This window comes from Burkholderia orbicola (assembly GCF_900100915.1).
In the GTDB taxonomy this organism is placed as follows: domain Bacteria; phylum Pseudomonadota; class Gammaproteobacteria; order Burkholderiales; family Burkholderiaceae; genus Burkholderia; species Burkholderia orbicola.
The window spans coordinates 1323218-1349667 of record NZ_FNKW01000002.1; the positions used below are offsets into that span (position 1 = coordinate 1323218).

The window sequence follows — 26450 nt, forward strand, 5'->3', positions numbered from 1 at the left end:
CGGTCATGCCCGATATTCGCCACACCGCCACCTTCAGGCTCGGCGATCGCCACGTCAGACGGATCGGCTATGGCGCGATGCAGCTCGCGGGCCCCGGTGTATTCGGCCCGCCGAAAGATCGCGAAGCCGCATTGAACGTGTTGCGCGAAGCCGTCGAATCCGGCGTCGACCATCTCGACACCAGCGACTTCTACGGCCCGCACGTCACGAACCAGTTGATTCGTGACGCATTGCATCCGTATCGCGACGATCTCGTGATCGTTACCAAGATCGGCGCGCGACGCGGCGACGACGCATCATGGCTGCCCGCGTTCGCGCCCGACGAGCTCGAACGGGCCGTGCACGACAACCTGCGCAACCTGGGGCTCGACGTGCTCGACGTCGTCAACCTGCGCATCATGTTCGATACGCACGGGCCGGCCGAAGGATCGATCGAGGCGCCGCTGGCCACGCTCGCGGAGCTGCAGCGGCGCGGGCTCGTGCGGCACATCGGCCTGAGCAACGTCACGCCCGCGCAGGTCGCGCAAGGCCGGCGGATCTGCGACATCGTCTGCGTGCAGAACCACTACAACATCGCGCATCGCGGCGACGATGCGCTGATCGACACGCTGGCCCGTGACGGCATCGCCTACGTGCCGTACTTTCCGCTCGGCGGCTTCTCGCCGCTGCAGTCGTCGACGCTGTCCGGCGTCGCGGCCCGCCTCGGCGCGACGCCGATGCAGGTCGCGCTGGCGTGGCTGCTGCGCCGCGCGCCGAATCTCCTGCTGATTCCCGGCACGTCGTCGGTCGCGCATCTGCGCGAGAATCTCGCGGCCGCCGACCTGAACCTGCCGGCCGACGCGCTCGCGGCACTCGACGGCATCGCGGGCGCCGGCGCCGCCTGACGCGCGGCCGATCGCCTGGCGGCCCGGCCACGCGGGCCGCCGGGCCGGTCAGGACGCGACCACGCCGACCCGCTTCGGCACGCCGGTCACGATCGTCGCGACCGCGACCGCCAGCACGATCGCCGCGCCGACGAACACGCCTGCCGCGCCGTTCGCGTCGAACACGACGCCGCCGGCGGCCGCGCCCGTCGCGATCGCGAGCTGGATCGCCGCGACGATCAGCCCGCCCGCGCTCTCGGCCTCGTCGGGCACGGTGCGGGTGACCCACGTCGACCACGCGACCGGCACGCCGCCGAACGCCATCCCCCACAACGCGACCAGCACCGCGTCGATCATCGGCGCGCGGCCGAGCACGACGAGCGCGATGCCGAGCACGACCATCAGCGCGGGCATGCCGATCAGCATCGGCCGCAGCCGGTGTTCGAGCACGCGGCCCGCGAGCGACGTGCCGACGAAGTTCGCGATGCCGTAGCCGAGCAGGATCGCCGACAGCCCGTTCACGCCGACGCCCGCCACCTGTTCGAGGAACGGCCGCAGATACGTGAAGAACGCGAAATGGCCGGTGAACACGAGGATCGTCGCGAACATCCCGAGGCCGACGGTCGGCCGGCGCAGCACGTCGATCAGCGTGCGCAGCCGCGTCGTGCCGCTCGGCGGCATCGACGGCAGCGTGACGATCTGCGACACGAACGCGATGCCGCCGAGCACGGCCGCGATCAGGAACACGTTGCGCCAGCCGATCAGGTGACCGAAGTAGCTGCCCATCGGCGCGGACGCGATGGTCGCGACCGCCACGCCGCTGAAGATGATGGACAGCGCACGCGGCACCATCGCCGTCGGCACGAGCCGCATCGCGGTGGCGGTCGCCATCGTCCAGAAGCCGCCGAGCGCGATGCCGAGCACGACGCGGCCGAACAGCAGCATGGCCAGGTTCGGCGCGAACGCCACGGCGAGGTTCGATACGACGAGCAGCACCGAGAACACGAGCAGCACGCGCCGCCGATCGATCGTGCGCGTGAGCGCCGAGATCAGCAGGCTCGTGACGAGCGCGACCGTGGCGGTGGCCGTGACGGCCTGTCCGGCCACGCCTTCGGTCACGCCGAGGCTGTCGGCCATCGGCGTCAGCAGGCTCGCCGGCAGGAATTCGGCGGTGACGAGCCCGAACACGCCGAGCGTCATCGCGAAGACCGCGCCCCAGGCCGGTTCGCGGGGGGCCGCCGTCGAGGCGGCCGAGGAGATTCCGGGATTCATGCGGGGTTCCGTGTCGGTTAGGGAAAGTACGGATAAAGGCGTATCGTAAGGAACAGCGGCAGGACGGTCTATGACATACAATCCGTTCTTGTTGATCGAACGTCCGTATCTCGATATGTCCGAGCCCCTTCTGCCCCCGATTCCCGATGTGCACGACCTCGTCAGCGAATTGCTGCTGGGGATGCGGCTGAGCGGCGTCCAGTACCGCCGCATCCAGGTCGCGCGGCCGTTCGGACTGAGTTTCGGCCACGGGACGGGCCGCGCGCAGTTCCATTTCATCGTGCGCGGACCCGTGCTGCTGCGCGGCGCATCGGGCGAGACGATGCGGCTCGAGGCCGGCGACGCGATCCTGTTGCCGCAGGGCGGCATGCACGCGCTGGTGTCCGATCCGGATGTGCCGTGCCGCGAGATCGACGGCTTCGAGGTCGCGAAGATCTGCGATACGGTCGCGTCGGTGGCGTCGGCCGGCGTGTCGCCCACGAGCTGCGCGACGAAGGAACCCGGCGCCGGCGATGCGCTGATCTTCAGCGCCTGCATGGAACTCGACCTCGGCGGCATGCAGCCGCTGGTCGGCACGATGCCCGCGTTCATGCACGTGGGCACGCTGCTCGCGCGCTACCCGGAAATCCGCCCGATGCTCGATGCGATGGAGCGCGAGGCGTGCACGGCGCGCGCAGGCTTCGCGGGCATCCTCGCGCGGCTCGCGGACGTGGTCGCGGCGTTCATCGTGCGCGGCTGGGTCGAGTGCGGGTGCGGCGATGCGACCGGCTGGGTGCAGGCGCTGCGCGAGCCGAAGCTCGGCCGCGCGATCGTCGCGCTGCATCGCGACCCGGGCCGCAACTGGAGCGTCGCGGAGCTCGCGACCGAGGCAGGCGTGTCGCGCTCGGTGTTCGCCGAGCGCTTCCTCGCGGCCACCGGGATGACGCCCGTGCGCTACCTCACCGAGTTGCGGATGCGGCTCGCCGCGCAATGGATCGGCCGCGACCGCGAGACGATCGAAGCGGTCGCGTACCGACTCGGCTACGGTTCGCTCGCGGCGTTCAGCCGTGCGTTCAAGCGCGTGGTCGGCAAGCCGCCGGGCGCCGTGCGCGCGGACGGCGACGTGCCCGCCGAAGCGTAACGACCGACGCGCGGGGCCAGCGGCGGTGCCGGCCCGCTGGCCGTCACTTCAACGCGTCGAGCCGGTCGACCAGCGCCGTCGCGCACTGCACGGCGAGCGCCGCGCACTGCTCCACGTCGACGGCCGCGCCGGTCGCGACCGTGCCCTGCACGATCCGGCCCAGCAATTCCTTCGAGAGTTCGGCGATCTCGTGATCCCGTTCCGTCATGATGTCCCTCCTGCGCGTCGGCGATTCTGGTGATTCGCCCGTCCGGAGCGATTGCCGTGCCCGCGCCGCTCAACGCTGCTTCGCCCGCACGACGATCTGCGCCTGCGTGTCGCGCTCGATGCGCTCGAGCGACGCGCGCAGCGCCGCGAATTCGTCCGGCGTGCAGACCTGCCGCCCGAAATCCGCGTTCATCCGCCGCGTGACCTGCACGACGCGCGCGGCCGCATCGAACACGTAATGCGACGTGAAATCGACGAAGCGGCCGTGCACGGCCGTATCGGCCGGCAGGTCGGTCACGGCGACGCCCGCCGGCAACGCGATCTGGCCGGTCTCGTCGAACGCGCCGCCGATGCAGCCCCACGGCTGCGTGCGCACCGGCTCGGCCAGCCAGGTCTCGACCTGAGTCGCGATACCGCCCGTGACGCTCGACAGCGCGGGCAACGCGGTCGTGCCGTCCGGCCAGACGAAATGATCGAGCGTGCCGGTGACGGTCACGTCGAACGGCCCGTCCGTCACGCGCCGGTCGCTGGTCGACAGTTGCGCGCGGCCGCGCAGGCCGCTTTGCCGCAGGCGCTCGGTCGCGAGTTGCGCGATGCGCTCGCGCGACGCGCGGCGAAACAGGTTGCGTTCGAGTTCGGCCGTCCAGCCGTCGTCCTCGACATAAGCCTGAACACGTGCGGCGCCCGGCTGCGCGGCATCGATCGAGATCCGCGCGGTGCGGGCGCGCGGCTGCGTGGCCGGCGTGCGCGACAGCACGCCCGTATCGACCAGCAGCGCCGGGCGATCCATCACGATCGGCGGCAGGTAGCCGAACGCGATGCCGGCCGTCGTCGTATCCGCGTAGAGCGCGAGATCGGGCAGCCACGTGATCGCGTGATTGATCGCGCCGGCGCCGTAGCCGGGCACCGACGGTAGCGTGTACACGGCGCCGAGATTGATCAGCACCGGTTCGCTGCGAATGCCGACCGCCGCGAGCAACGCGCCGAACAGCGCGACATGATCCTTGCAGTCGCCGTAGCGGTTGCGCAGGATGTCGGTCACGCGATGCGGCGCGGCGGCCGTCTCGCCGAGAAACAACCCGACGTATCGCACGTTCGCCTGCACCCAGTCATACAGGATGCGCGCCTTGTCGCGCGGATCGGCGCCATTCGCCGTGAGCGCACGCGCCAGCTGCACGACGGCCGCATCGTTCGCGCTCGGGTCAACGGCCGCGTTGCGGTAGCGCGCGGCGAACGCCGCGTAGTCGGGCAGCGTCGACACGACGAGCCGGTCGCCGTAGGTCGGATAGCCGACCGAGCCGCTCTCGATGCGATCGTACGCGCCGTGCCGGTAGTCGAATTCGTAGCGCGTGCGGCCGTTCGCCGTGACCGGCGGCAGCGCGACGTAGCCGCGCGCGTCCGCGTACAGCGGCATGTCGGCCGGCACGTCGAAGATCAGCCGCTGGCTGTCGACCGGCTCGCGCGACGGCTCGACGGTGTAGCCGAAGTAGCCGCGATTGACCGGCTTCGTGCGGGTCTTGCGGAACGCGACGCGGGTGCTCGACCCGGCTTCGACGCCGGGAAACACGACGGTGCGCAGCAACCCGTCCTGGAACGTCGGTGCGCCGGCCGAGCGCGGCTCCTGCACGTCGCGGATGCCGTCCGCGCCGACCGGATGCGCGACGCCGTCGCGATCGATCGTCTCGGCCGCGAGCAGCTCCACCTTCTCGAGATTCTTGTCGAACCATACGTAGCGCTGCGCGACCGCGTCGATGCCATTCGCGTCGTTCGCGCGCAGCGTCGAATCGTCGTGCTCGTCGAGCGAACCGTCGTGCTGGATCACGAATTCGTGGACGTCGGTCACGAGCGTGACGGGCGCCATATCGCCCGCGTCGCGAGCGTCCCGCGTGTCGTGTGAGTCGCGCGTATCGGCCACGGCCCTACCCGCGCCGAGCACAACGGCGCACGCAAGCACGCAGCCGGTCCATCGGGAATAAAAACGCACCACGTCGAAGCTCTCCGCGCGTTCGTTACCGGACGTCAGCGCCGCGCGCCGGAGCGGAAGCCATACCGCATGACGGGCGCATGACAGGCCGCTCGCGCGCACCCGCACGCGTGGCCGTCGTGCGGCCCAGTGTGGGCGACGGGCTGGCGAGCGTCAAGCCGCGCCAGCGGGAAGGACACCTCACGCCGATCGGCGACGCTTTCGAAACCGGTGACCGCGTGATGGCGTTCGCGTGGCTACGCGTGATCCTGTCGGGCACGCTGCCGACGGTGCTGCATCTCGAACGGCGGCATCCGAAACCGATCGACGCCGAGCGGCCATGCGCGCCGCGCATTCTCTCTCGCTCACGGCGAGACGAACCGCCCGCACGCACGCCGGCCCGACTCGCAACAGCGGATCGGCGTCCTGACGTCGCTTTCAGCGCGTAAGCGGCGGCAACGCCGGCTGCGTCACCGCCGGCGCGCCCGCTCCGGTCCCCCTCCATCCACCGACCTCCGTCCCTCCATCCGTCGCCACCCGTCCCTGCGCCTCGAACGCGACCCGCACCGGTGTCCCGGTCGTGCGTTGTTCCCCGCAATTCGACATTTGTGCGCGCGCAACAATGGCGATGCCTCGCGCCAGGCGCCAGGCGGGCAACCCGATGCCCGCCTGGCGCCTGGCGCGGCGGTCTTTAAAACCACATCTCACGAGGACATACCATGCAACTCCAATCCCATCCGGCTTGCCGTCCGTTTTACGAAGCCGGCGAACTCTCCCAACTGACGGCCTTCTACGAAGAAGGCCGTAACGTCATGTGGATGATGCTGCGATCGGAGCCGCGACCGTGCTTCAACCAACAACTCGTCACCGACATCATCCATCTCGCGCGCGTCGCACGCGACTCGGGCCTCAAGTTCGACTTCTGGGTGACGGGCTCCCTCGTCCCCGAGCTGTTCAACGTCGGCGGGGACCTGAGCTTCTTCGTCGATGCGATCCGCAGCGGCCGACGCGACCAGCTGATGGCGTACGCGCGCTCGTGCATCGACGGCGTGTACGAGATCTACACGGGCTTCGGCACCGGCGCGATCTCGATCGCGATGGTCGAGGGCAGCGCGCTCGGCGGCGGCTTCGAGGCCGCGCTCGCGCATCACTACGTGCTCGCGCAGAAGGGCGTGAAACTCGGCTTCCCCGAGATCGCGTTCAACCTGTTCCCGGGCATGGGCGGCTATTCGCTGGTCGCACGCAAGGCGAACCGCGGCCTCGCGGAATCGCTGATCGCGACCGGCGAAGCGCATGCGGCCGAATGGTACGAAGATCAGGGGCTGATCGACGAGACGTTCGACGCCGGTGACGCGTATCTGGCGACGCGCACCTTCATCGACGTGACGAAGCCCAAGCTGAACGGCATCCGCGCGATGCTGCGCGCCCGCGAACGCGTGTTCCAGCTGTCGCGCTCGGAGCTGATGGACATCACGGAAGCGTGGGTGCATGCGGCGTTCACGATCGAGCCGAAGGATCTCGCGTACATGGAACGCCTGGTGATGCTGCAGAACCGGCGCGTGTCGAAACTGCGCACGGTGTAATGCGACGGGCGCCGCCGGGGCCGGCGGCGCCTTTTTCCGGAACGACGCTCAGGCGATCAGCCTGAGCTTTCTCGTCTCCGCGAGCCACGCCTCGAACGCCTGCGCCGGCATCGGCCGCGCGTAGTAGTAGCCCTGCGCATGATCGACGTCGAGCTGCTTGAGGAATTCGGCTTCCGCATGCGTTTCGACGCCTTCCGCGACCACCGCGAAATTCAGCGCCTTCGCGAGCGACACGACCGAGCGCACCAGCGCCTGCGAGCGCGGATTGCGGTCGATCGCCGTGATGAAGGTGCGGTCGAGCTTGATCGCGTCGAGCGGCAGGCGCGACAACTGCGACAGCGACGAATAGCCGGTGCCGAAATCGTCGAGATGGATCTCCGCGCCGAGCTGGCGGAACTGCCGCATCAGCCCGTTGGCCGCCTCCTCGTCCTCGATGAAGCAGCTCTCGGTCAGCTCGATGTCGAGCAGGCCGGGCTTCAGCCCCGCGCCGTCGAGAATCGACGCGAACTGGTGCACGATGTTCATGTCCTGCAACTGCCGCGCGGACAGGTTCACCGCGATCCGGACGCCGAGCCCCTTCGCCTTCCACGCGGCCGCCTGCGCGGCCGCGGTGCGCATCACCCAGCACCCGAGCGGCGCGATCAGCCCCGACTCTTCCGCGAAGCGGATGAACTCGACCGGCGCGACGAGCCCGCGATCGGGCGACTGCCAGCGGATCAGCGCCTCGACGGCATGTACGTCGCCCGTCGCGATATCGACGACCGGCTGGTAGTGCAGCACGAACTGCTCTTCCTCGAGCGCCTTGCGCAGGTTCGTGTCGAGCCACATGTACTTCGCGACCTTCTGGTTCATCTCCAGCGAGAACACGCGATACGTATGCTTGCCCTCTTCCTTCGCGACGTACATCGCGGTGTCGGCGCTGCGGATCAGCGTCTCGAGCGAATCGCCGTGTTGCGGATGCATCGCGATGCCGATCGAGCAGCTCGTGTAGACCTCCATCAGCCCGAGATGGATCGGCGTGCGCAGCCGTTCGAGGATGATCTGCGCGGTCGCTTCGAGCAGCGGCCGCGTGGCGTGTTCGAACAGCACGAGGAATTCGTCGCCGCCGAGCCGCGCGAGCGTCGCGCCGGACGGCAGGCAGCCGCTGATGATCGCCGACACGTCCTGCAGCAGCCGGTCGCCGGTGATGTGCCCGTAGTGATCGTTGACGCGCTTGAAGTTGTCGAGATCGAGGAACAGGATGCCGACGTGGCCGCGCGTATTGGCGTCTTCCTCCGCGATCGCCGCGTGGATGCGCTCGCTGATCGCATGGCGGTTCGGCAGCCCGGTGAGCACGTCGGTGTTCGCGAGCTCGGTGAGCCGATGCTGCGCGTTGCGCTCCTCGGTGATGTCGATGCCCGAGCAGATCAGGTACTGCTCGTCGACGCCGCTGCCGCTCTGCACGAACTTGTTGCGGAACTGGAACAGGCGCGGCCCGTTGACCGTGTTGATGTAGCGCTCGACCGCGAACGACTGGTTGCTCGCGAAGAAGCCCGTGATGTTGCTGCGCGACTGCGCGCCCTGCTCGGGGCTCATGAACAGCTCGAACGCGCTGCGGCCGATCACGTCGACCTCGCGCTTGCCCGTCACTTCCTCGCACAGGCGGTTGAAGCGCTGCACCATCCCGTTGCGGTCGAGGATCACGACGAGCGAATTCACTTCGGACACGACCTGCTCGGCGAACGCGAGCCCGTGCGACAAGTCGCCGGCGACGGACTCGGTATCGGAATAGGCGGACGCCGTGCCGGCCCAGTCGACCGTATTGACCTTCCTGCCGACGAGATGGAGGCTGACCGGGTTGCCGAACAGCACGATGTCGAGCACGAGGTGCGACGTGACGCCGGTCAGCGCGCGGATGCGCGCGGCCTGCTCGACCGTCAGCGCGACCGCGACGTTGGTCAGGCCGCGGACTGCGGCCAGTTCGAGCGCGTTGCTGTCGCTGCCGAGACGCCAGCAGGGGCTGCGCGTACCGACATGCGCCTCGAGCACCGCGCTATCGTTTTCGTCATCCATGGACACGCCCCGATCCAGAAAAAAACGCATAGTGTAGACGGAGGCGAGTGGGCCGACCGCCGTCCCGGGCCACGCAGTGCGCGTGCCCGGCAGGGCTGCCGTGATTGCCGTGACGGCGGGCCTCGTCCCGTTACTTGTTTCCAGCTGATGCGACCGGCGTTCGCGCGTGATGCGCAGGTTCCACCTTACGAATGATGAGAGCCATCTTATCAAATGACGATGAGGATTGGCACTCACATTTAGAGCAGAGTGTCAAGGAATCGGGACTCGATTGGCAAGCCGGATTTTTCATGATTGGCAGCGGCGAATGCGCAGGTGACGCGACGCGCATCCGGGGTGGCCAGACGGCCCGGAAGCCCCGCCGGGCGGGCGTTCATGACCGATCCACGGATAAGGGGCCGGATGCTCGAACGCGTCGCCGCGGCGGGGGTGAATTGCGTACCGCGCGCCGGATTTTTGTCATTTTTGATTCCATTCGCGCGTGAATGCCGGGCTTTATTCCACAGTTCGTTGCAATATCCTCTGCCCGCCCCGGCGCGGGGCATCCGCGCCGGGAGCCGGATGCGCGGCTCAGTCCGCCGCGCCGTAGCCGCCGCCGCCCGGCGTTTCGACGACGAACACGTCACCGGGTGCCATCTGCGCGCGGCCGATATGGTCGAGCACCTCGACCGTGCCGTCCGCCCGCTCGATCGTGTTGCGGCCGAGCGCGCCGGCCGCGCCGCCCGCCGCGCCGAACGGCGCGTGAATCCGGTTGTTCGACAGGATCGACGCCGTCATCGGCTCGAGGAAGCGGACCCGCCGCACCGCACCGTCGCCGCCGCGCCAGCGCCCGCCGCCGCCCGAGCCGGCGCGGATCACGTGCGATTCGAGCCGTACCGGGTAGCGCCATTCGAGCACCTCCGGATCGGTGAGCCGCGAGTTCGTCATGTGCGTCTGCACCGCGCCGACGCCCGCGAAGCCGTCGCCCGCGCCGCTGCCGCCGGCGATCGTCTCGTAGTACTGGTACTGATGGTTACCGAATGTGAAGTTGTTCATCGTTCCCTGGCTCGACGCGACGCAGCCGAGCGCGCCGTACAGCGCGTTGGTGATCGCCGACGACGTCTCGACGTTGCCCGACACGACGGCCGCCGGGTAGTCGGGGTTCAGCATCGAGCGGGCCGGCACGATCACGGTCAGCGGCTTCAGGCAGCCGGCGTTCAGCGGAATGTCGTCGCCGACCAGCGTGCGGAACACGTACAGCACCGCGGCCATGCAGACGGCCTTCGGCGCGTTGAAGTTGTTGTCGAGCTGCGCGGACGTGCCGGTGAAATCGATCTCCGCGCACCGCGCCGCACGATCCACGCGGATCGCGACGCGAATCTCCGCGCCGTTGTCGAGCGGGTAGCGGTACGCGCCATCCTGCAGCGCGCCGATCACGCGCCGCACGGCTTCTTCCGCGTTGTCCTGCACGTGCCCCATGAACGCGAGCACGACGTCGCGGCCGAACTGCGCGACCATCCGGCGCAGCTCGTCGACGCCCTTCTGGTTCGCCGCGACCTGCGCGCGCAGGTCGGCCATGTTCTGGTCGACGTTGCGCGCCGGGTAGCGGCCCGATGCGAGCAGCGCGCGCGTGTCGGCGTCGCGCAGCACGCCGGCCGACACGAGCTGCCAGTTGTCGATCAGCACGCCTTCCTCGTCGATGTGCGTCGAATCGGGCGGCATCGAGCCCGGCGTCGTGCCGCCGATGTCCGCGTGGTGGCCGCGCGAGCCGACGTAGAACAGCGGCGCGTCCGAGCCGTCCGCGAACACCGGCGTGATGACGGTCACGTCCGGCAGGTGCGTGCCGCCGTGGTACGGATCGTTCAGCATGAACACGTCGCCGTCGCGCATGCGGCCGCGGTTGCGCTCGATCACCGTGCGGATGCTCTCGCCCATCGAGCCGAGGTGCACGGGCATGTGCGGCGCGTTCGCGATCAGGTTGCCGTCGCCGTCGAAGATCGCGCACGAGAAGTCGAGCCGCTCCTTGATGTTCACCGAGTACGCAGTGTTCTGCAGCCGCAGCCCCATCTGCTCGGCGATCGACATGAACAGGTTGTTGAAGATCTCGAGCCGCACCGGGTCGGCATCGGTGCCGAGCGAGCGGCGCGTCGGCAGCGACGTCGTGCGCGTCAGCACGAGGTTGCCCTGGGCGGTCATCGCGGCGCGCCAGCCGGGCTCGACGACGGTCGTGCCGTTCTGCTCCGCGACGATCGCCGGGCCGTCGATCGTGTCGCCGGCGCGCAGCGTGTCGCGTACGACCAGCGCCGCGTCGTGCCACTGGCCGCCGGAATAAAAGCGCACGGCCGCGTGCGCTTGCGGCGCCGCGCCCGCTTCGCGCGGCGCGAGCGGCGCGATGTCGACCGGCGCGTCCGAGCGGCCGATCGCCTCGACCGACGCGAGTTCGGCCACCAGCGGCGTGCCGGGCATCAGGAACGCGTAGCGCTGCCGGTACGCGGCCTCGAACGCCTGCTGCATCGCGGCGACGCTGCCGGCCGGCACGTCGAGCGCCGAATCGGTGCCCTGGTAGCGCAGGTGCACGCGCCGCTCGGTCGCGATCCGCTCCGGCGGCACGCCCTGTTCGAGCAGTGCGCCGATGGCCTCGTCGGCGAGCCGGTCGAGCGCCGCGTTCAGCGCCGGCAGCGATGCGTCGGACAACACGGCTTCCACCGCGCGCTCGCGCATCGCGGTCTGGTCGGCCAGCCCCATCCCGTATGCGGACAGCACGCCGGCGAGCGGATGCGCGAACACCTGCGTCATCCCGAGCGCATCGGCCACGCCGCACGCGTGCTGGCCGCCCGCGCCGCCGAACGTCGTCAGCACGTAGCGCGACACGTCGTGGCCGCGCTGCACGGAAATCTTCTTGATCGCGTTCGCCATGCTGCCGATCGCGATCTCCAGGAACCCTTCGGCGAGCGCCTCGGGCGTCTCGCGCCGGCCGGTCGCCGCGTGGATCTCGTCGGCGAGCGCCGCGAACTTCGCGACCACGCCGTCGCGGTCGAGCGGCTGGTCCGCATGCGGGCCGAACACGCGCGGGAAATGATCGGGCTGGATCTTGCCGAGCATCACGTTGCAGTCGGTCACCGTCAGCGGGCCGCCGCGCCGGTACGCGGCCGGCCCCGGGTTCGCGCCGGCCGATTCGGGCCCGACGCGCAGCCGCGCGCCGTCGAACCCCAGCACCGAGCCGCCGCCGGCCGCGACCGTGTGGATGCTCATCATCGGCGCGCGCATCCGCACACCGGCCACCTGCGTCTCGAATTCGCGCTCGAATTCGCCGTTGTAGTGCGACACGTCGGTCGACGTGCCGCCCATGTCGAAGCCGATCACCTGGCCGAAGCCGGCCGCGCGCGCCGCACGCACCATCCCGACGATGCCGCCGGCCGGGCCCGACAGGATCGCGTCCTTGCCCTGGAACGCATCGGCGCGCGTGAGGCCGCCGCTGCTCTGCATGAACTGCAGGTTCACGCCCGGCATCTCGTGCGCGACCTGCTCGACATAGCGGCGCAGGATCGGCGACAGGTAGGCGTCGACCACGGTCGTATCGCCGCGCGACACCATCTTCATCAGCGGCGACACCTCGTGCGACACTGACACCTGCGTGAAGCCGATGCGGCGCGCGAGTTCCGCCACCATCCGTTCGTGCGCGGTGTAGCGATAGCCGTGGATCAGCACGATCGCGAGCGCACGCACTCCGTTGTCGAACACGCGGCGCAACGACGCTTCGGCCCCCTGAACGTCGAGCGGCACGACCACGTCGCCGTGCGCACCGACGCGCTCGTCGATCTCGACGACCGTCTCGTACAGCGCGTCGGGCAGCACGATGTCGAGATCGAACAGGCGCGGCCGGTTCTGGTAAGCGATGCGCAGCACGTCGCGAAAACCGCGCGTCGTGGCCAGCGCGGTACGTTCGCCCTTGCGTTCGAGCAACGCGTTGGTCGCGACCGTCGTGCCCATCTTCACCATGTCGACCTGCGCGGGCGTGATCGGCTCGCCGGCCGCGAGGCCGAGCAGGTGGCGGATGCCGGCCACGGCCGCGTCGCGGTACTGCTCGGGGTTCTCCGACAGCAGCTTGTGCGTGACGAGCGTGCCGTCGGGCCGCCGCGCGACGATGTCGGTGAACGTGCCGCCGCGGTCGATCCAGAATTGCCAGCGCGCGGTGTCGGAGGGAACGGGGGAAAGGTGTCGGTCAGTCATGGTGTCGGTCGATGCGTCGTTGATTCGAGGGACGAGCGCCGCCGCACGGCGCGCGTCGCGCGCCGTGTCACGGTGTCGATGAAAGGGGAGGAAAAACGCGGGGCCGGCGGCCCCGCCGCTGCCGCCGGTCAGGCGGCGTCGAGTTCGCGGCCGCGGGTCTCGGGCAGCGTCAGCGCGGCGACGATCACCACGCCGTAGGCGGCGACCGCGAAGATGCCGATGCTCGTGCCGAGCCCGTATTGCTTCGACAGCGCGCCGATCAGGAACGGGAACAGCGCACCGATCGCGCGGCCCACGTTGTAGCAGAAGCCCTGGCCTGAACCGCGCACGCGGGTCGGGAACAGCTCGGTGAGGAACGCGCCCATCCCCGAGAAGATGCCCGATGCGAAGAAGCCGAGCGGGAAGCCGAGCCACAGCATCGACGCGTTGGTCAGGTTCAGCGACGTGTACGCGAACGCGATCACCATCGAGCCGACCGCGAACAGGATGAAGTTCGGCTTGCGGCCGAGGCGGTCGGTCAGGTACGCACTCGTCAGGTAGCCGACCCACGAGCCGAAGATGATCATCGCGAGATAGCCGCCGGTGCCCATCACCGTCAGGTGCCGCTCGGTCTTCAGGAAGGTCGGCAGCCACGTCGTGATCGCGTAGTAGCCGCCCTGCGCGCCGGTCGTCAGCAGCGCCGCGCGCAGCGTCGTCGTGATCAGCTTCGGCGCGAAGATCTCGGTGAGGCGCGGCGCGTCGGCCACTTTCGCCTGCGCGGCCTTCTCCTTCTCGTAGACGTCCGGCTCCTTCACGTAGCGGCGGATCGCGACGACCAGCAGCGCGGGTGCGAGCCCGACCAGGAACAGCGCGCGCCACGCCTGCTCGGCCGGCAGCACCGAGAACAGCAGCGCATACAGCAGCGCGCACAGCCCCCAGCCGATCGCCCAGCCCGACTGCACGAGGCCGACCGCCCTGCCGCGGTCGCGCGCGCGGATCACTTCGCCGATCAGCACCGCGCCGGCCGTCCATTCGCCGCCGAAGCCGAAGCCCATCAGCGCGCGCGCCGCGACCAGCTGGTGGTAGTTCTGCGCGAGCCCGCACAGCGCGGTGAACACCGCGAACCACAGCACCGTGAGCTGCAGCGTGCGCACGCGGCCGATCCGGTCGGACAGGATGCCGGCGATCCAGCCGCCGAGCGCCGACGCGAGCAGCGTGATCGTGCCGATGAAGCCCGCGTCGGCGAGCGAGATGCCCCAGGTCGCGACGAGCGTCGGGATCACGAACGACAGCATCTGCGTGTCCATCCCGTCGAGCATGTAGCCGACCTTGCAGCTCCAGAACGCGCGGCGTTCGCGCGGCTGCGCATCCGCGTACCACGAGAACAGGCCGGTGCGCTCGCGGCTCGCGGGCTCGGCGGCGGGCGCCGCGAGGGTCTTGCTTTCCATGGTGGTACTCCTGTCGTTATGCGCCGATCCAATGGCGTGGGGTGCGGTGTGTCGTCTGTACGTCGCTTACGGGTGGGCCGGCCAGGTCAGAACACGGCCAGCGAGGCATTCGTGATGTCGGTCATCAGCATGTGGCCGGGCGTATGCGCGATCGCGATCGGCAGCTTCGCGTCCATCAGCGCGGTTTGCGGCGTCACGCCGCATGCCCAGAACACCGGCAGCTCGCCGTCGCGAATCGTCACCGCGTCGCCGAATTCGGGCGCGTTCAGATCCTCGATGCCGAGTTCCCGCGGATCGCCGATATGGATCGGCGCGCCGTGCACGCCCGGGAACCGGCTCGTGATCTGCACCGCGCGGATCGCGTCGGCGCCGCGCAGCGGCCGCATCGACACGACCAGCTGGCCGCCGAAGATCCCCGCGCGGCGGTTCGCGATCGACGTGCGGTACATCGGCACGTTGCGCCCCTCCTCGACGTGGCGCAGCCCGATCCCTTCGCGGGCGAGCATGTCCTCGAACGAGAACGAGCAGCCGATCGCGAATACGACGAAATCGTCGCGCCACAGCGCGTCGAGCGACTCGACGCGCTCGGTCAGGCGGCCGTCCCGATAGACGTTGTAGCTCGGCACGTCGGTGCGGATGTCGAGATCGTCGCCGAGCGCATCGATCCGGAACGCACCCGGTTCGCCGACGCCCAGCAGCGGGCAGGCCTTCGGGTTCGCCTGGCAGAAGCGCAGGAAATCGTGCGCGTACGCGTCGGGCAGGATCGCCAGGTTCGCCTGGGCAAACGGGCCGCAATGGCCGGCGGTCGGGCCGCGGAACGCGCCGTGGCGCACGGATTGACGGAATTCGGAAGGCGTCATGAGAGTCGGTCGCAGATCGGGATGGCGTGGCGATGACGGTGATGTGTCATCGGATAGGGCGAAGAATAGAAAGGAAAAAATTTTGTCGCCAACGAGTTTTTTTGCGCCTGTTGTATAGAATTTCTTAACGGATCTGCGGGTTTTCCCCGGTCCCGTTCACTTTTCGTCGCCGGCAAGCTGCGCATCCACTGCCTCGCCCGACCGCCATGAACACGCGTTTTCTCGAAACCTTCGTCACGCTCGCGAAGCTGCGCAACTTCCGCACGACCGCGGCGGCGCTGCACGCGACGCCGGCCGCGATCTCGCAGCGCCTGAAGGCGCTCGAGGACGAACTGCATACGGTACTCGTCGATCGCGACAGCCGCGAATTCCGGCTCACGCCGAACGGCGAATACCTGCTCGGCTATGCAAAAGCCGTGGTCGAGGCGACGCAGGAACTGCAGGCCGCCGCGTCCGGCGAGAGTGCGCTGCGCGGCAAGCTGCGGCTCGGCGTGATCGAGACGGTCGTGCACAGCTGGCTGCCGCACTACATGCGGCGGCTCGCGGCCGACTATCCCGAGCTCGAGATCGACCTGACCGTCGACGTCAGCGTCGTGCTGCAACGCCGGCTGATGGCCGGCGAGCTCGACCTGATCATCCGTGTGGAAGGCAGCGACGAGGCGTCGGTCGTGTGCGACGCGCTCGCGAACTACCCGGTGCGCTGGATCGCGCGCGCCGGGCTGCTGCCGAATACCCGCGCGGGCCTCGCACGCCAGGTGCTGCGCCAGCCGATCCTCACCTACGGCCGCGGCACCGCGCCCCATCGCGCGCTGGAGGACATCGTCCGCACGCTCGCGCATGCGCACGGCGTGCCGCTGTCGGAGACGCGCATCACCGGCTCGCCGTCGATCTCGGTGATCGTGCAGCTGGTGCGTGACGGCTTCGGCGTCGCCGCGATTCCGGTGCTGTTCGTCGATGCATTGATCGAAAGCGGCGAAGTCGTCGAGCTGCCGCTGCAGCCATCGCCACCGTCGATCGTCGTGTCGATGTCGCGGCGGGCGGACGCGCCGCGGTTCGTGCACGGCGCGTCGATCGCGGCGCGTGCAGCATGTCACGAGTATTGCGAGAAGAGCACGCGGTTGCTGGTCGAAGCGCTTTGACCTTGCAGCGGCGGACGACGCGCGTTCGACATCGCCGCATGAATCGCCCACAATCGCGTTCGACGCGTCGCCGCATCGGCGCCGCGCACCGTGAATGACGGCCCGGCCGCCCGGCATTCGTCGCTTCGCATGATCGTGCACCACGAGAAGGCAACATGCAGATTCGTTCCGCTTCGCCCCGCCTGAACCTCGCACGCGTCGTGATCGTCGCGCTGTATGTCGCGTCGCTGCTGCTGCCCGTCGCGGCCGAACCGCCGAACGCGGCCGGCGCGGTGAGCTGGTGGCATGGCTACACCGTGCTCGTGCTCGGCCCGCTCGCGATCCTCGACCTGCAATTCGCATGGCTCGGTAACCCGCTGCTCGTCGTCGCGCTGCTCAGGCCCAGCCGTACCGTATCCGCGCTGCTGGCCGTGGTCGTGGTCTTCGCGCTCGGGTGGCATACGGTCCCGACCGATGCGAACTACGAAACGATCCGCACGTTCGGGGCCGGGTACTACTTATGGATGGCGGTGATGGTGGGTGCCGCCGCGCTGCCGTGGATCGATGGGCGCGGTTCGCAGGATGACGGGGCGCCGGGCCTCGGCGTCGGTGCCGCGGCTGGGGCCGTGCCGACCGGCACCGGCACTGGCGCAGTCACCGGCAGCCCGGCCCGACCGGATGCCGCGCCGTCATCGCCCCGACCGCTTGCCCGGCAAAGCGGCTGGACCGTGACGGCAACCGATACGCGCATCGAAGCGACCGACGGGACCGGGGCGATGCGCGGCATCGCGCTGTCCGACCTCGGCGCGATCATGATCGAGACCAACGACCAAGGCCCGTTCGCGTCGGATATCTGGTGGATTCTGTTCGATACGAACAAGCAGTTCGCGTGTGCCTTTCCGCAGGATGCCGAAGGCGCGAAGGCAGCGGTCGACCGGCTGCTCGACCTGCCCGGCATCGATCACCGCAAGGTCATCGACGCGCAGACGTCGATCCAGAACGCGACGTTCCCGATCTGGGCGCGCGCGGCGGGAGAACCAGCCACGCCGGGAGAAACCGGCGCGACCGCCTGACCGGCAACCGTTACGCGGATGGCCCCGCATGCGGCGGTGTCAGCTTGCCGTCGCCATACTCGCGAAGCACCTGCGAAATCACGACGCGATACCCGTCCAGCCAGCGCGCCTGCTTCGCCTTGGCCTCGAGATGCGCGGGATGCTGCATCAACTGCCGCAGCGCCGCCTCGGATTCCCAGTAATAGACGTTCTGGATCAGGCCGGCGTCCGCGTTCTCCCACGTTTCCTCGCCGAGATAGCCGGGCGTCGCACGCGCCATGTCGGCGATCTGCCGATCGAGCCGATGGAATTCGTCGTCGTACTGCCCGGCACGGAAAATGAAGGTCGATGCGTACATGCCTGCTCGCTCTGCCACGATTGAAAGAGCGCCAAGTGTACGGCACACGCGGCGTATCGCGAGCGTCAGGCGGCGAGTGGCGCGGCGTCGGCGCGATCGTCGAGCCACGCGTCGATGCGTGGCGCATCTTCATGCGCGGTGGCTGCCGGTACCGGCATCGCCGCGAGCGCTTGTCGCGCCCGTCCCAGCGCCTGCGCGAAGCCGCGCAATTCGTGCGTCGCGGGCCGGTCGGCGGCATGTCGGCGCGCGAGCGCCGCTTCGACGTTCGCGCCGATCAATGCGAGCTGAGAGTCGATGAAGTCGACGCACAGCGCGCGGCAATGCGCGGAAACCTGCGCGACGGCCAGCAGGACCGGCACGATCGACACGGTCAGGTAGCCGCCGGGCGCCAGCCGCGACAGCGCATGGCTCACCCCCGGCCCGCCGTCGGCCAGCGACGCGAACACGGCGTCGCGCCACACCGCGCGCTCGAACACGAGCGCCTCGCGATGCGCGTCGAGCGCCGCGCGATCCGCGACCTGCCCGGCCGTCACCAGCGGAATCGGAAACACCGATTCATCGGCAGACCGCACATGCCCCGCTTCGACGATGCAGTTCGCGCCCAGCCACGCCGCATCGTCGCGCCGTGCCGCGAGCACGCGGGCCTGCAACCGGTCGGGCAGCATCGGATCGAGCGGCACCGCGCCGCAGATCGAAGGCTTGTTCGCATGCACGCCGCAGCGGCCATCGTCGGCCAGCGCCGCGCAACGGCCCAGCGACGGATAGTCGTAGCCTTGCAGCGTCAGCGCGAGCCATTCGCCCTGCACGCCGCCGCCGCGATGGAACAGCCGGTCCGCCAGCGCGTCGGCCGCGGCGACGTCGGCCGCGTCGAGCACATGCCCGCGCCCGCCCGCCTGCCAGCGTTCGCCGATCCGCCGCTTCGGCACGCGGCGAATCGTCAACGCGCCGACGAAGCGATGCCGATGCCGGAACAGTTCGCGCAACGACAGCGTCGGTGCGCTGTTGCAGCAGCGGCCGCACGCGTTGCACGCGAGCAGGTAGGTGTCTACCACGGCCGCCGCACCGAATCCTGGTAGCGCGTGAGGATGAAGCGCGCGACGTCGTCCGAGTGATACGCGGCGACGAGCTGCGCGACCCACGGCTTCGCGCGATCGGCATCGCGCACCGTGAGCACGTTCGCATACGGCGAGCGGGCGTCCTCGAGGCTGATGCTGTCGCGCGCGGGCTGCAGTCCGAAGCGGGCCGCGTCATCGCTGTCGATCGCGACGAACGCGGCCGTGTCGAGCGCCGCGTAAAGCCGGTCGCGGCGCAGCGCGACGAATTTCAGCCCGAGCCGGTTGCCGGTCACGTCGCGCAGCGTCGCATGCAGGCCGGCTTTTTCGCGCAGCGTCACCAGCGTGTCGTTCTGCAGCAGCACGAGCGCACGCGCCATCCCGCGCGGATCGGCGGGCAACGCGACCGTCGCGCCGGGTTGCAGTTCGTTCAGGTTCTTCAGCTTGCGCGAATAGAACGCCATCGGCAGCGTGACGGTCGGCGCGACTTCGGTCAGCGCGTACCGCTTGCGCGCACGGGTCGCGGCAAGCTGTTGCGCATCCTCGAAGCTGGCCGCGTCGATCCGCCTGTCGGCCAGCGCCGTGTCGATGCGCGATGCATCGTCGAATTCGACGACGTCGACGCTCAGCCCGCGCGCGGCCGCCACCCGCTTCACTTCGTCGAGGATCTGCGCATGCACGCCGCGTGTGACGCCGACGCGCACGGCCGGCGCCGCGGCTTCGGCAGCCACTGCCGCGCCGTGAAGCACGACGCCGCATGCAGCCAGCAGCCACGCCGCCATGAAACGCCCGATGCGCGCCGTCATGACGCGTCCCTCAGGATCGTGCGAAAGCCGATGTGCGACGCGCCGAGATCGGCTTCCTGCTGTTCGCGCGACGATGCGCGATAGCGCACGCAGTAGTCTCGCGAGCACAGGAACGAACCGCCCTTGATCACCATCGGCGTATCGTGCCGGCGCGTCGGCGGCGCGACGGCCGCCGTATCGCCGTTCGTGTGCGACTGATGCGGGCCCGTGTACGCGTCCTTCGTCCATTCCCATGCGTTGCCGATCATGTCGTAAAGACGAAAGCCGTTCGCCGCATAGCAGCCGACGGGCGCCAATCCGGCATGGCCATCCTCGGCCGAGTCCAGCACCGGAAATGCGCCCTGCCAGTAGTTCGCGGCCGGCTTGCCCTGCGCATCGCGCGGCGCCGCATCGAGCGATGCGTCGTCGCGGCCCGCCTTGCCCGCGTATTCCCATTCGGCCTCGGTCGGCAGGTCGCGGCCGAGCCAGCGCGCATACGCGAGCGCATCGCGCTGCGTGACGAGCGTCACCGGCAGGTTGCCGAGCCCTTCCACGTCGCTGCCCGGACCGCGCGGATGTCGCCACGACGCGCCCTTCACCCACGACCACCACGCGAGGTCGCGCGCGTTCAACTCGTCGCGCGTGGGTACATGAAACACCGCCGCGCCGCCCTGCTGCTCGGCCTCGGTCACGTAACCGGTGGCCTGCACGAACGCGGCGAACTGCGCGATCGTCACGTCGGTCTGGTCGATCCAGAAGCCGCCGACGCGCGTCTTGCCGTCGCCGACCGGGCGCTCGTCCGCATAGCCGCGCGTGCTGCCGAACACGAACGCGCCGCCGCGCAGGTGCACCATCCCGGCCTGCGGGTCGTCACGCCACTTCGACGGCAGCCCCGAATAGCGTTCGCACGCGCGCTCCGAACCGAGCGGCGCGAGCGCGCGGCCGCGATTCTGGTCGTCGAACGCGCCGTCCGCCGGCGCCGCCGGATTCGCATAGCCCGCCGCGAACGCGGCGGCGAACAGCGTGGCGGCCAGCGCCGCGCCGATCGTCCAGAAACGCAACCGCATCGTGTCGCCCCGCGATCAGTAGTAGCCGCGCGGACGCAGCGGTTCGACGCCGCCGACGTTGCCCATGTAGGTCTTCCACTGGTCGACCAGCGTGCCGATCACCGACGGGTTCTGCGCGGACACGTCGGTCGTCTCGCCGCGATCCGACGCGAGGTCGTACAGCTGCCAGTGACCGTCGAGCGGGCCGAGCGGCGGCTCGGTCCACAATGCCTTCCAGCGGCCGTCGGCGCTGCGCAGATACGCGCGGCCGTACGCTTCGTCGCCGAACGGTGTCGTGTGCACTTCGCCCGTCGCCGAGCCGGTAAGCACCGGCAGCAGCGACTGGCCCGTGACCGGATACACGTAGCGGTTGTTGTAAACCACCTTGCCCTTGTTCTGGTCGACGCCCGTCAGCGTGTTCACCAGCGGCGGCGCCGGCTGCGACGGCGGCGTGACGCCCGCGACCGCGAGGAACGTCGCCGTGTTGTCGGTCACGTGCGTGAACGCGCGCAGCGTCGGCAACGCCTGTGACTGGCCCGGCAGGTGCACGATCGTCGGCGTCGACACGCCGCCTTCGCCCGAATAGCCCTTCGTAAGCCGGAACGGCGCCGCGCTCACTTCCGCCCAGCGCAGCCCGTACTGCAGGCGCTGCGCATTCTGCCTGCCGTTGTCGGTGCCGAGCGCCGAATAGGTCGGCTCCTGCGCGTTCGCGGTGTCGGTGGCGGTCGGGTCGGCGCCGGAATCGATCGGCCAGCCTTCCGCGCCGTTGTCCGACTGGAACATGATGAACGTGTTGTCGTATTCGCCGATGTCCTTCAGGTGCTGGATCAGCAGGCCGATGTTGTAGTCGAGGTTCTCGACCATCCCCGCGTAGATCTCCATGTAGCGCGCCTGCGCCTTGCGCTCGGCCGGCGACAGGCTCGACCAAAGCTTGTCGACCTTGCCGGGGCCGTAGTCGCTGTAGCCGTCGGCGGCCGAATGCACCGCGTTGATGTACTTCGCGCTGGCCGTGCCGTTGTTCGCGGTCGCGGGCGAGGCGACCGTCGTCTCGGGCAGCCCGTCGAACGGCTTGAAATCGGCCGGAATCAGGCCGAGCACCTTCTGCCGCGCGATCCGCGCGTTGCGGATCGCATCGTAGCCGGCGTCGTATACGCCCGCGTATTTGTGCAGCCACGGATCGGGCACCTGCAGCGGCCAGTGCGGCGACGTGTAGGCCGCGTACGCGAAGAACGGCTTGCCGTCCTGCTTGTTCGCATCGATGTACGAGATCAGCTTCTGCGTATAGAAATCGGTCGAATAGAACACGGCCGGGCTACCACCCGTGCCGCCCGGCTGCCCGGGCTGGCCCGGCTGCACGTAGCGGCCGTCTTCCGTGTAGTTCGACGAGCCGGCCGGCTCGTGCGCGAAGTGGTTCGTCGCCGCGCCGCCGAGCAGCACGTAGCTGCGCTCGAAGCCCCACTGGTCGGGCGTCTGCCCGCTGCCCGTCGCACTGCCGACGATGCCCGAGCCGATGTGCCACTTGCCCGCGATATACGTGTGATAGCCGGCGTCCTTCAGCAGTTGCGCGAACGACAGCGCGCGATCGTTCAGGTAACCCTCGTAGCCGGGCAGCCCGCGCCGCTCGTCGGTCGGCACGCCCATCGTGCCTTCGCCGACGAGATGGTGATCGGTGCCGGACACCAGCATCGCGCGCGTGATCGCGCAGACGGTGCCCGTGTGGTGATTCGACAGGATGCGGCCCGATGCGACGAGCGCATCGAGGTTCGGCGTGTTGATCTCGCCGCCGAACGCATGGATGTCGGAATAGCCGAGATCGTCGGCCATGATGTACAGGATGTTCGGGCGTTTCGCGGCCTGGGTCGGGGTAGGCGTCGGCGTGACGCCGGCCTGCGACGGCGGCGCGTCGCTGTCGACGCCGCCGCACGACGCGAGCGACACCGCGCCGGCAATCGCGGCGCAGACGACACGGAAACGAAAAGCATGCAACGGCGACGCGGACTTTTTCATTATTGTTGACGCTCGATCTACGGGATCGGCGATCTTAGCGTCGCTCGCGCGGCGCCCAAAGTCGGATTCGTCACATGCTAACGGGGTGGGGGAATATGCGCCTCAGACAGCATGTGCTTGCCCGCGCTTTCCAATCCGAATATCGCGATAGGAATAGGCATCCCGGACCCATAATCCTGTCGCGCGCCGTCGTTAAAGCGCGCGGCCGCATGTTGCTGTCGCTTGAAAACATCATGCGGGCATGCCGTCCAACCCTGGAATCTTCATCGGATACTTCATGCTGAAAATCAAGGAACTACTGAAAACCCTCGATACGTGCGAGCCTTATCGGCCCAGGAAAGCGCTGTCGGTCGAGCGAGCGCGGAAGGCTTCGACGCTTCTGCTTGGTGGTAGCGGCGTCTGCTTCCTGCTACTCCTCATGTTGGTGGGGTGGCGCAAACTGGCGGCCGCCGAGTGGCAGATGATTCCAGCAATCACGCTCTATACATTGACCGTGGTTCTCAGCTTGCTCTCTCTCGTTGTCGAACCCATCGTCGGTGTCATCCAGATGTTTCGCTGGAAACAAGAAGCGCTCGATACCCTCACGCGCGAGATAGAAACCGACGAGATGAACGCCCGATTTCTGAACAGCTATGCCGACAACACTCTCAAATACGCGCAGCATTGCCTACAGATCAAGGTGAACCGCCTCGATTCGCGCGTCGTCTCATTTTTTGGCAGCGGCGCGGCGGCCTATGCACTTCTTGCCATCACGTTCACCAACATCAAGGATGCGGGCGGATTGCCGTGGCTGAGGAACACGCTGGCGAGCGGACTCGTCTTCGGAAACTTCATCAACACGGCGATTCTCTGGGGTATCGCGCTCGTCTTCGGCCTGTCCGTCGGCTCGATGATGCTGAAGCGGGTCCAGTCGCGCTTCGTGTACCAACTCGAGCTGATCGAACTGGCGTTGTTGCGGCGAACGTTGGAGACAGCGGGAAAGAACACGTAGCACCTTCCTCGCCGCGGCACGCTCACCCCACCCGCCCCGCCACCACCGGCATCGCGCGCCGCGACGCGATCCGCAACGCGAGCACACCGCCCGCCAGCAACGCGACCGCGACGAGCAGCAGCGCGAAATCGTACGAATGCGTGACGTCCTTGATCCGCCCCATCACCGGCGGCAGCGCGAGCCCCGCGATGTTCGCGACCGCGTTGATCAGCGCGATCGACGCGGCCGCCGTGAGGCCCGACACGTACTCGGTCGTCACGGCCCAGAACACCGGCGTCGCGGCCCAGTTGAAACCAACGGCGAGCACCAGCAACGCATACGCGACGGGCAGCACCGGCGCGTAGATCGCCGCGACCAGCAACGCGCCGGCCAACAGCATCGGCACGCCGAGATGCAGCGCGCGTTCGCCGCCGAGATCCGAATGCCGGCCATTTAGATACATCGCGACGCATGCGAACAGGAACGGCAGCGCGGACAGGCTGCCGACCGCGAAGCTCGACTGCCCCGACAGACTCTTCACGAGCAGCGGCAGGAACAACGTCAGGCCGATCGTGCCGAACGCCTGCAACAACCAGAACGCGGCGAGCGCCCACACCTTGCCGTCGCCGAACGCACGCCGCAATGCGACGCCATGCGACAGATGCTCGCGCGGCGCGCCGTCGCGCAGCGTCGCTTCGAGCCACGCGCGCTCGTCGGCCGGCAGCCAGCGCGCGTGCGCGGGCGTATCGGGCAGGCGGCGCAGCACGACGAACCCGAGCAGCAGCGCGGGCACGCCTTCGAGCAGGAACAGCCAGCGCCAGCCCTCGACGCCGAGCACGCCGTTCAGGTTCAGCAGCGCGCCGGACAGCGGCAACCCGATTACCGACGCGAGCGTCGCGCCGATATAGAAGAACGACATCGCACGCGCCCGGTCGCTCTGCGGATACCACGCGGACAGGTAGTAGATGATGCCCGGCGTGAAGCCGGCTTCGGCCGCGCCGAGCAGCAGGCGCATCGCGTAGAGCTGCCCCGGCGTCTGCACCGCGCTCATCGCGGCCGCGACGATGCCCCACGTGATCATGATCCGCGCGATCCAGCGGCGTGCGCCGACCCGCGCGAGGAACAGGTTGCTCGGCACCTCGAACAGGATGTAGGTCACGTAGAACAGCCCCGCGCCGAGCCCGTACATTTCGGCGCTGAGGCCGAGGTCGGCATTCATCTGCAACGCCGCGACCGAGATGTTCGAGCGGTCGATATACGCGACGAGGTACAGCAGCATCAGGAACGGAATCAGGCGCAGGTTCAGGCGCCGCATCGTCGCGGCGTGCAACTGCGGGGCGGTGGCGGTCATCGGCATGTCTCCTGGATCGTCTCGCGTGAGGCGCGGCGTCATGCAGGCCAGTCTAGGAGCCCCGTGAAATTCGCGTCAATTACCGGGATGTGTTCTCGATATATGAGACGCGAGCGGGCGCGATGCGCGGCCAGCCGGGTTGTCGCGCCGTCGTCATCCGCGCTCGCCGTTCGCGTCGTCGGACGCCAGCATGTGCGGAATCTCGTCGACCAGCGCATCGACGACGGCCCGCACCTTCGACGGCACGTGGCGCGCCGCCGGCCGCACCGCGAACACCTCGGCGCCCGACACGCTGTTGCTGTCCATCACGAGCGCGAGACGGCCATCGTGCAGGTACGGCGCCATCAACCAGCACGGCAGCCACGCCAGGCCCGCGCCGGCGGCGGCCGCATCGGCGATCGCCTGCAGGTCGTCGAACCGCAGGCGGCCGGTCGCGCGATGGTCGTGCACCGCGCCGTCCGCGCCGATGACTCGCCATGGTGTCGGCTGTCCGCCGCGCGAATACGCGATGCCGACGTGTGACGCCAGTTCGTCGAGCCCCGCCGGCCGGCCGTGACGCGCGAGATACGCGGGCGATGCGCAGATGCCCATGCGCTGCACGCCGAGCTTGCGGCCGACCAGCGCGCTCGTATCGGCCAGCTCGCCGATGCGCACGGCCAGATCGAAACCGTCGTTGACGAGGTCGGCCACGCGATCGCTGAACGACATGTCGATTTCGAGCCGCGGATGGCGCTCGACGAGACGTCGCACGACGGGCGCCACGCACTGCCGCCCGAACAGCACGGGCACGCTGACGCGCACACGCCCGGCCGGCTCGCGACGGCCCGCGTCGAGCGCGGCTTCCGTTTCGCCGAGTTCGGCCAGCAGCCGCCGGCACTGCTCGTAATAGACGAGCCCTTCGTCGGTCAGGCCGAGCTGGCGTGTCGTGCGCTGCAGGAGCCGCGCGCCGAGACGCAGTTCGAGCCGCGCGACGATCTTCGCGACGGCCGAGCGCGTCATGCCGAGGCGCAGCGCCGCCGCCGCGAAGCTGCCCGATTCCACCACGTCGACGAATTCGGCGACGCCTCTCAGCCGTTCATCCATGCCGCTCCGCTCCGGTGCGATGACAAGGTTGTGTCCATGCCGGCGACAATCGTTGGCCGAATTCTCGCCAAT

The 26450-nt window shown here is 68.9% G+C and carries 21 protein-coding genes; 7 read left to right on the forward strand and 14 right to left on the reverse strand.

Features of this window, described 5'->3' with window-relative positions:
- Positions 1 to 5 precede the first annotated feature (5 nt).
- Entirely contained in the window at positions 6 to 884 is an 879-nt protein-coding gene (locus BLS50_RS22875) for an aldo/keto reductase family oxidoreductase (protein WP_074804269.1), read from the forward strand.
- A gap of 48 nt (positions 885 to 932) precedes the next feature.
- Here BLS50_RS22875 and BLS50_RS22880 read toward each other — a convergent pair whose 3' ends face one another.
- The gene (locus BLS50_RS22880; RefSeq protein WP_027807128.1) at positions 933 to 2135 is read right to left on the reverse strand and encodes an MFS transporter; all 1203 of its coding nucleotides are present in this window, start codon (positions 2133 to 2135) and stop codon (positions 933 to 935) included.
- A gap of 70 nt (positions 2136 to 2205) precedes the next feature.
- On the opposite strand from BLS50_RS22880, the gene BLS50_RS22885 reads away from it, so the two are divergent.
- Complete coding sequence (locus BLS50_RS22885) at positions 2206 to 3255, forward strand: AraC family transcriptional regulator (RefSeq protein WP_074804273.1); 1050 nt, start codon at positions 2206 to 2208, stop codon at positions 3253 to 3255.
- A 43-nt stretch (positions 3256 to 3298) separates the two neighbouring features.
- Here the strand turns inward: BLS50_RS22885 and BLS50_RS36035 are convergent, their stop codons facing one another.
- Positions 3299 to 3463 carry a hypothetical protein gene (locus tag BLS50_RS36035; protein ID WP_012338702.1) on the reverse strand — a complete coding sequence of 55 codons (165 nt, stop codon included), beginning with the start codon at positions 3461 to 3463 and terminating at the stop codon, positions 3299 to 3301.
- Between the two features lie 69 nt (positions 3464 to 3532).
- Positions 3533 to 5449 carry a DUF3857 and transglutaminase domain-containing protein gene (locus BLS50_RS22890; protein ID WP_074806615.1) on the reverse strand — a complete coding sequence of 639 codons (1917 nt, stop codon included), beginning with the start codon at positions 5447 to 5449 and terminating at the stop codon, positions 3533 to 3535.
- 128 nt (positions 5450 to 5577) lie between these two features.
- Between BLS50_RS22890 and BLS50_RS22895 the strand changes: the two genes are divergently transcribed.
- On the forward strand, positions 5578 to 5874 hold the full coding sequence (locus BLS50_RS22895; protein WP_256334112.1) for a hypothetical protein: 297 nt from the start codon (positions 5578 to 5580) through the stop codon (positions 5872 to 5874).
- A 270-nt stretch (positions 5875 to 6144) separates the two neighbouring features.
- Positions 6145 to 7008: a crotonase/enoyl-CoA hydratase family protein gene (locus BLS50_RS22900; RefSeq protein WP_006479738.1), complete on the forward strand. Its 864-nt coding sequence runs from the start codon at positions 6145 to 6147 to the stop codon at positions 7006 to 7008.
- Between the two features lie 48 nt (positions 7009 to 7056).
- Here BLS50_RS22900 and pdeR read toward each other — a convergent pair whose 3' ends face one another.
- The 4 genes from pdeR to BLS50_RS22920 all read right to left on the reverse strand — a co-directional run bounded on the left by pdeR (position 7057) and on the right by BLS50_RS22920 (position 15556).
- Positions 7057 to 9060, reverse strand: a complete 2004-nt coding sequence (pdeR, locus tag BLS50_RS22905) for a cyclic di-GMP phosphodiesterase (RefSeq protein WP_074804275.1) — start codon at positions 9058 to 9060, stop codon at positions 7057 to 7059.
- A gap of 570 nt (positions 9061 to 9630) precedes the next feature.
- Entirely contained in the window at positions 9631 to 13269 is a 3639-nt protein-coding gene (locus BLS50_RS22910) for a hydantoinase B/oxoprolinase family protein (RefSeq protein ID WP_074804277.1), read from the reverse strand.
- 128 nt (positions 13270 to 13397) lie between these two features.
- The gene (locus tag BLS50_RS22915) at positions 13398 to 14696 is read right to left on the reverse strand and encodes an MFS transporter (RefSeq protein WP_006479741.1); all 1299 of its coding nucleotides are present in this window, start codon (positions 14694 to 14696) and stop codon (positions 13398 to 13400) included.
- 86 nt (positions 14697 to 14782) lie between these two features.
- Complete coding sequence (locus tag BLS50_RS22920; protein ID WP_074804280.1) at positions 14783 to 15556, reverse strand: putative hydro-lyase; 774 nt, start codon at positions 15554 to 15556, stop codon at positions 14783 to 14785.
- 206 nt (positions 15557 to 15762) lie between these two features.
- Between BLS50_RS22920 and BLS50_RS22930 the strand changes: the two genes are divergently transcribed.
- Both BLS50_RS22930 and BLS50_RS22935 read left to right on the forward strand, forming a co-directional pair.
- Positions 15763 to 16695 (forward strand): LysR family transcriptional regulator, encoded by a 933-nt coding sequence (locus tag BLS50_RS22930; protein WP_012338709.1) that lies wholly within the window; start codon positions 15763 to 15765, stop codon positions 16693 to 16695.
- Between the two features lie 155 nt (positions 16696 to 16850).
- Entirely contained in the window at positions 16851 to 17747 is an 897-nt protein-coding gene (locus tag BLS50_RS22935) for a hypothetical protein (protein ID WP_074804285.1), read from the forward strand.
- 10 nt (positions 17748 to 17757) lie between these two features.
- Here the strand turns inward: BLS50_RS22935 and BLS50_RS22940 are convergent, their stop codons facing one another.
- From BLS50_RS22940 to BLS50_RS22960, 5 genes are all read right to left on the reverse strand, one after another.
- The gene (locus BLS50_RS22940; protein ID WP_074804287.1) at positions 17758 to 18084 is read right to left on the reverse strand and encodes an antibiotic biosynthesis monooxygenase family protein; all 327 of its coding nucleotides are present in this window, start codon (positions 18082 to 18084) and stop codon (positions 17758 to 17760) included.
- A gap of 65 nt (positions 18085 to 18149) precedes the next feature.
- Complete coding sequence (locus BLS50_RS22945; RefSeq protein ID WP_074804289.1) at positions 18150 to 19136, reverse strand: YkgJ family cysteine cluster protein; 987 nt, start codon at positions 19134 to 19136, stop codon at positions 18150 to 18152.
- Positions 19130 to 19942 carry a MetQ/NlpA family lipoprotein gene (locus tag BLS50_RS22950; RefSeq protein ID WP_074804291.1) on the reverse strand — a complete coding sequence of 271 codons (813 nt, stop codon included), beginning with the start codon at positions 19940 to 19942 and terminating at the stop codon, positions 19130 to 19132. Before BLS50_RS22950 ends, BLS50_RS22945 begins: the two co-directional genes overlap by 7 nt.
- The gene (locus BLS50_RS22955; RefSeq protein ID WP_074804293.1) at positions 19939 to 20988 is read right to left on the reverse strand and encodes a formylglycine-generating enzyme family protein; all 1050 of its coding nucleotides are present in this window, start codon (positions 20986 to 20988) and stop codon (positions 19939 to 19941) included. Before BLS50_RS22955 ends, BLS50_RS22950 begins: the two co-directional genes overlap by 4 nt.
- A 15-nt stretch (positions 20989 to 21003) precedes the next feature.
- Positions 21004 to 22974, reverse strand: coding sequence for an arylsulfatase (locus BLS50_RS22960; protein WP_074804295.1), 1971 nt, complete (start codon positions 22972 to 22974; stop codon positions 21004 to 21006).
- Between the two features lie 277 nt (positions 22975 to 23251).
- Here BLS50_RS22960 and BLS50_RS22965 point away from each other — a divergent pair, with 277 nt between their 5' ends.
- Positions 23252 to 23965 (forward strand): hypothetical protein, encoded by a 714-nt coding sequence (locus BLS50_RS22965; protein ID WP_143028363.1) that lies wholly within the window; start codon positions 23252 to 23254, stop codon positions 23963 to 23965.
- A gap of 22 nt (positions 23966 to 23987) precedes the next feature.
- Here the strand turns inward: BLS50_RS22965 and BLS50_RS22970 are convergent, their stop codons facing one another.
- Positions 23988 to 25295 carry an MFS transporter gene (locus BLS50_RS22970; protein ID WP_074806621.1) on the reverse strand — a complete coding sequence of 436 codons (1308 nt, stop codon included), beginning with the start codon at positions 25293 to 25295 and terminating at the stop codon, positions 23988 to 23990.
- Between the two features lie 153 nt (positions 25296 to 25448).
- Complete coding sequence (locus BLS50_RS22975) at positions 25449 to 26378, reverse strand: LysR substrate-binding domain-containing protein (RefSeq protein WP_074804299.1); 930 nt, start codon at positions 26376 to 26378, stop codon at positions 25449 to 25451.
- Positions 26379 to 26450: the final 72 nt, after the last annotated feature.